The 5,328-nt window shown below is 75.7% G+C and carries 4 protein-coding genes; 2 read left to right on the forward strand and 2 right to left on the reverse strand.

All coding sequences use genetic code 11. From position 1 onward, the window contains the following. Positions 1–66 precede the first annotated feature (66 nt). On the reverse strand, positions 67–1,383 hold the full coding sequence (locus tag AB0C69_RS37445; protein ID WP_360360472.1) for an aldehyde dehydrogenase family protein: 1,317 nt from the start codon (positions 1,381–1,383) through the stop codon (positions 67–69). Positions 1,384–1,388: 5 nt separating this feature from the next. Beyond that, positions 1,389–2,867: a PucR family transcriptional regulator gene (locus AB0C69_RS37450; RefSeq protein WP_360360475.1), complete on the reverse strand. Its 1,479-nt coding sequence runs from the start codon at positions 2,865–2,867 to the stop codon at positions 1,389–1,391. A 91-nt stretch (positions 2,868–2,958) separates the two neighbouring features. Between AB0C69_RS37450 and gabT the strand changes: the two genes are divergently transcribed. Together gabT and AB0C69_RS37460 are read left to right on the forward strand one after the other, a co-directional pair. Next, complete coding sequence (gabT, locus tag AB0C69_RS37455) at positions 2,959–4,320, forward strand: 4-aminobutyrate--2-oxoglutarate transaminase (RefSeq protein ID WP_353830930.1); 1,362 nt, start codon at positions 2,959–2,961, stop codon at positions 4,318–4,320. A gap of 213 nt (positions 4,321–4,533) precedes the next feature. Then, positions 4,534–5,259, forward strand: coding sequence for an amidohydrolase family protein (locus tag AB0C69_RS37460; protein WP_360360478.1), 726 nt, complete (start codon positions 4,534–4,536; stop codon positions 5,257–5,259). Positions 5,260–5,328: the final 69 nt, after the last annotated feature.

A 5,328-nucleotide genomic window follows, 5' to 3' on the forward strand; every position in this document is an offset into this window, starting at 1 on the left:
GTGATCGTCACGCTGCGGCAGTGGGGCGAGCGCCACGCCTTCGCAGCCGGCGAGGAGCACTCCGTCCTAGTCGGCGCGGTAGGACGGGACGTCGCCGATCACGACGCCGCCCACGTCCAGCTCGCGGTGGGCGCGGAACGCCACGTCCAGGCTCCGGGTGAACACGCCCGCCTGGAGGCCGAACGTGGAGTCGTTGACGAGGGCGAACGCCTCGTCGGCGCCGTCCACCGGCTGGACGAACATGACCGGGCCGAAGACCTCCTCGCGGGCGATCTTGGAGTCGGGCGGGACGTCGGCGAGGACGGTCGGCGCGTACGCGGCGCCCTCGCGGGTGCCGCCGGTGAGCACGCGCGCGCCCGCCGCGACGGCCTCGTCCACCCACGCCTCGACGCGCTCGGCGGCCGCCTGGTCGACGAGCGGGCCGACCTGGGTCTTGTCGTCCCACGGGTCGCCGGTGACGAGGGAGGAGACCGTGTCGACCAGCTTCGGCAGGAACTCGTCGAGGACGGACCGGTCGACGTAGACGCGCTGGACGGCGATGCAGCTCTGCCCCGCCTGGTAGTTGGCGAACAGGCCGATGCGCTGGGCGGCCCAGTCGAGGTCGGCGTCGGGCAGGACGACCGCGGCGCCGTTGCCGCCGAGTTCGAGGGTGACGTGCTTGCGCGGCGCCCGGTCGTTGATCGCCCAGCCGACCGGCACGGAGCCGGTGAACGACACGATCGGCAGCCGCGGGTCGTCGACCAGGGCGGAGGCCCGGTCGTTCGGCACCGGCAGGACCGAGAACATCCCGGCGGGCAGGTCGGTCTCGGCCAGCAGCTCGCCGAGCAGCAGCGCCGACAGCGGCGTGGCGGGGGCGGGCTTGAGGACGATCGGCGCGCCCGCCGCGATCGCCGGGGCGATCTTGTGGGCGGCGAGGTTCAGCGGGAAGTTGAACGGCGAGATGCCGAGCACCGGGCCCTTCGGCACGCGGGTGATGTAGGCCATCCGGCCCTCGGCGGCCGGGTCGGTGTCGAGCCGCTGCGTCGTGGCGGCGATGCGGCGGGCCTCCTCGGCGGCGAACCGGAACGTGGAGACGGCGCGCGTCACCTCGCCGCGCGCCCACAGCAGCGGCTTGCCGTTCTCGCCCGTGATCAGCCGGGCGACCTCCTCGGCGCGCTCGGCGAGCCGCGCGGACACGTGCGCGAGGGCCTCGGCCCGCACGTGCAGCGGCAGCGCCGCCGCCTCCCGGCGGACGGCGTCGGCGGCGGCGACGGCCTCCTCCACCTGCGCGGGCGTCGGCACCGCCGCCGTCCCGACCACGCGGCCGTCGTAGGGATGCGTAACGGTCAGCTCACCGTCACCGGTCTCAGGCCGGCCGGCCAGCCAGAATGGGGTCACGTTCATGCGTTTCACGGTATCCGCGGCGCGCCCGATTGGGAGTCGCCGCGATGTCCAATCCGCTCCTCGCCGTTGGACGTGATGGCGAGCGCGATCCACAGTTCGGCGCGGACGGCCGGATCGTCGGGGTCGCGCCCGAGGAGTTCGGCCGCCTTGCGCATCCGCGACCGCAGCGTGTGCCGGTGGACGCCGAGCGCCCGCGCCGCCGCCTCCCCGTGCCCGTTGGCCGCGACGTAGGCCCGCACGGTCTCCACCAGGCCTTCCGCGCGGAGGGGGGCGAGGAGCGCGTCGGCGAAGGCGTGCGCGGGGCCGGGGTCCATCAGGCCGAGCACGCCCTGCCCGGGGAGCCGGGAGTAGTGCAGGACGTCCCGGTCCGAGCGCCCGGCCGCCGCGAGGGCCTCCTCGGCCTGCCGCAGCGCGGGGCGCAGGTCCCCGGAGGCGGGGTCGCTGACGCCGACCGGACCGCTGCCCGCCAGGATCCGCTCGACCGTCCCGAGCTCCCCGTCCGGCACGATCACGGCGATGTGCCCGCCGAGCGGCAGCGCCGGGCACCGCGCCCCGGCCGCGTCGGACTCCAGCGCGTCCAGGACGGCGGCGCCGCCCGCACAGGCCAGTACCCGGACGGGCCCGCGCGGGATCGCCGGGCCCTCGCCGGGGCGGCCGAGCAGCAGCGCCGCCAGCGATGCCCGCAGGTCGCGCCCGGTGCGCGGCGTCTCCGACTGGAGCGTCAGCAGGGCCACGGCGGCGCCCACGATCGTGTGCGCGGTGGGCGGGAGCGGCGCGTCGGCGCCCACCGCGAGGAACCCCCGCGGCCGCTCGCCCAGCCCGATGCGCTGCACGACGATGTGGTCGTCGGGGACGGCCAGCGCGATGCTCGCGGCCGGGCCGCCCCCGTCGGGGCGGCGCCGCAGCCGGGCCAGCTCGGGCGCGAGGTCGCCGGCGCGGTCGCGGGCGCGGGCGGGCTCGGCGTGCCGCACGTCGCCGGACGCGTCCAGCAGCAGCGCCCACCCGCCGAGCAGCCGGGCCAGCCGGGCGACCAGCGCGCCGGGGCCGGTGAGCGCGGCGCGGGTCAGCTCGCGCTGGGCCTGGAACGCGCGGGTCACGTCCTCGTACCACTCGGCGGCGAGGACCCGGGAGACCGCCTTGCCGATCGCGATGAACGGGGTCGGGCGCGGGACCTCCAGCAGCACGAGGCCCTGGTCGCGGGCCGCGGCGAGCAGCCCGGCGGGGACGGTCTCGTGGATGACGCCGACCGCGAAGCCGAGCCCGGCGACGCCCCGCGCGACCAGCCGGGAGACGTAGCCCTCGGCGTTCGCGGCGGTGAGCCGCATACCGGTGGTCAGCACCAGCTCGCCGCCCTCCAGGAACGGGGTCGGGTCCTCCAGTTCGCTGACGGCGACCCACACGACCGGGGTCGCGGGGAGCGGTCCGGTCAGCGACCGCAGCCCGAGCTGGGGAAGGGCGGCCACGGCGGCCAGCGTGGGCGGCATGTCAATCCCTGTGCAAAGTGTCTACCTCGCCGGACGGATTTCGCCGTCCCGTACGGTTCATCGTAGGCGGCGCCCGGCTTATGTTCAGGCCATGACCAGCCAGGACCCCTTCCCCGGCGCGAGCGGCCCACGCCTGCCGCAGGAGCGCCGCGTCGTGACCGAGATCCCCGGGCCGCGCTCCCGCGCGCTGCACGAGCGGCGCCTCGCGGCGGTGCCGCCCGGCGTCGGCAGCGTCCTGCCGGTGTACGTGACGGACGCCGACGGCGGCGTGATCGTCGACGCCGACGGCAACTCGCTGATCGACTTCGGCTCCGGGATCGCGGTCACGAACGTCGGCAACGCCAACCCGCGGGTCGCGGCGCGGGTGAAGGCGCAGGCCGACCGGTTCACCCACACCTGCTTCATGGTCGCGCCGTACGAGTCCTACGTCGCGGTGTGCGAGAACCTCAACCGGATCACGCCCGGCGACCACGAGAAGCGCTCCCTGCTGGTCAACAGCGGCGCCGAGGCGGTGGAGAACGCCGTCAAGATCGCCCGGTACGCGACGGGGCGGCAGGCGGTCGTGGCGTTCGACCACGGCTACCACGGCCGGACGCTGCTGACGATGACGCTGACCGCGAAGAACATGCCCTACAAGCAGGGGTTCGGCCCGTACGCGCCCGAGGTGTACCGGATGCCGCTCGCCTACCCGTACCGGTGGCCGACCGGCCCCGACAACTGCGGGCCGGAGGCGGCGGCGCAGGCGATCGACCAGATCACCAAGCAGATCGGCGCGACGAACGTCGCGGCGCTGCTGATCGAGCCGATCCAGGGCGAGGGCGGGTTCATCGAGCCCGCGCCCGGGTTCCTCCCGGCGCTCGCCGAGTTCTGCCGCGCCAACGGGATCCTGTTCGTCGCCGACGAGGTGCAGACGGGCTTCGCGCGGACCGGCGACCTGTTCGCCTGCGAGCACGAGGGGATCGTCCCCGACCTGGTCGCGACGGCGAAGGGCATCGCGGGCGGGCTGCCCCTGGCGGCCGTCACCGGGCGCGCCGACATCATGGACAAGGTGCACGGCGGCGGGCTCGGCGGCACCTACGGCGGCAACCCGCTCGCCTGCGAGGCGGCGCTCGCTGTGCTGGAGGAGATCGAGGACGGCAAGCTCACCGAGCGGGCCCGCCGGATCGGGGAGGTCATGCTGCCCCGGCTGCGCGCCCTCGCCGGGCGGCATCCGGCGATCGGGGACGTGCGCGGGCGCGGCGCGATGATCGCCATCGAGCTGGTGCGGGAGGGGACGAAGGAGCCCGACCCCGAGCTGACCGCGCGGATCGCGCGCGCCTGCCATGAGAACGGCCTGCTCGTGCTGACGACCGGGACGTACGGGAACGTGCTGCGCTTCCTGCCGCCGCTCGTCATCCCGGAGGAACTGCTGGTCGAGGGGCTGGACGTCCTGGAGGCGGCCTTCGAGGGCTGATCGGCGCCGCCCGCCGGTCTCCGCCCGGAGGCCCGACTCGCACCTGCACGCCTGCGCGTTCGGCTCCACCCGCCCGCCCCTGGTCCTGGACGCGGGGTTCCCCGCCGTCCGGTCGATCGCCGACGTCCAGGCGGCGGTCAAGGACGCGGCGTCCCGGATCCCCGAGGGCGAGTGGATCCGCGGCAACGGCTGGGACACCGGCCACCTCGCCGAGTGCGCCGACGGCGCCCGGACGCCCGACGGGCCGACCTCGACGCGGTCGCCCCGGCCCACCCCGTCTTCCTCCAGGACTTCAGCGGCCACCTCGCCTGGGTCAACTCGCGGGCGCTGGAGCTGGCGGGCGTCGACGCGTCCACCCCCGTCCCCGAGGGCGGGGTCGTCCACACCGACGGCGCAGGCAACCCGACCGGCCTGCTCGCCGAGGGCGCGCAGGACCTGGTCCAGCGGCACCTGCCCCCCTTCACCCGGGACGACGTCGAGCGCGCCATCCGGGCGGCCGTCGCCGTCCTGCACCGCGAGGGCATCACCAGCTTCACCGAGCCGGGCCTCGGACCCGGCGGCGCGAGCCTGTTCGCGGGCGCGTCCGCCCAGCTCACCCTGGACGTCTACGGCGAGCTGGCCCGCGCCGGCGACCTGGCCGCCCGGGTCGGCGTCCTCCTGCTGCTCACCGGCATGGGCGGCTCGGCCGCCGAGATCGCCGAGGGCCTGACGAGCGCGCGGGTCCCCCGGGACGTGGACCCGCGCATCCTGCGCGTCCTCGGCGTCAAGGTCTTCGCCGACGGCACCCCGCCCAACAGGACGGCCTGGATGCACCAGGAGTACGAGGGCGGCGGCGGCTTCGGGTGCCTGTGCGTGCACGGCGCCGCCGACGCGCTGAAGACCCGGGAGCTGACCGAGATGGTCCGGCTCGCGCACGTCGCGGGCGCCGTGCGCGCCTAAACCTCCAACGCCGCGTGGCAGGACTTCGCCGAGGACTGGAAGGGCAGCCTCGAACCCGGCAAGGCCGCC

The organism is Actinomadura sp. NPDC048032, from assembly GCF_040653175.1.
GTDB lineage: Bacteria > Actinomycetota > Actinomycetes > Streptosporangiales > Streptosporangiaceae > Spirillospora > Spirillospora verrucosospora.

Bases quoted from the DNA above. Each gene is read 5' to 3' on its own strand.
- AB0C69_RS37445 (WP_360360472.1), bottom strand. From the start codon at position 1,383: ATGAACGTGACCCCATTCTGGCTGGCCGGCCGGCCTGAGACCGGTGAC.
- AB0C69_RS37450 (WP_360360475.1), bottom strand. From the start codon at position 2,867: ATGCCGCCCACGCTGGCCGCCGTGGCCGCCCTTCCCCAGCTCGGGCTG.
- gabT (WP_353830930.1), top strand. From the start codon at position 2,959: ATGACCAGCCAGGACCCCTTCCCCGGCGCGAGCGGCCCACGCCTGCCG.